Source organism: Dietzia sp. IBK-p2-16D, assembly GCF_057773085.1.
Map to the genome: position 1 here is coordinate 1 of NZ_JBYMTL010000077.1, position 433 is coordinate 433.

Sequence of the window (433 nt, forward strand, 5' to 3'; positions counted from 1 at the left end):
GTCATGAATAGCACATTATTCACATTAAATTATAAAGATTTCGCTAAGGGACTTGCACTTGCGGTTATCGCAGTGGTGCTCGGTGCAATACAACAAGCGTTGTCAGCACACGGGTTTGATTTCGCTTCATATGATTGGATTGGAATTTTTAAACTCGCTCTCGAAGCAGGAATTGCATATCTCATCAAAAACTACTTCTCTAACGAGCAAGGTCAGGTTTTTGGGAGAATTGGTTGATTGTTAACTTTAAAATTATTTAAGGTTAACAAGTACTGAATTGCACCAACATACCCATCTTCGTCGGTTGGAAATGTTGTTTGCTGTACCCTACTTGGAAACAAGTGGTGGTGGATAGGAATTCACCCTCTTAGGAGGGTACAGCAAACAAAAAGTATGTTTGAGAAACTCCGTACTCCGCTCTTTATTACTTATG

1 protein-coding gene is annotated in these 433 nt (G+C 39.5%); it reads left to right on the top strand.

Annotated features, from left to right (window positions below):
• Positions 1–237: hypothetical protein (locus AC3DE3_RS17435; protein WP_488370880.1), on the top strand; the 237-nt coding region annotated here is incomplete at its 5' end.
• Positions 238–433: the final 196 nt, after the last annotated feature.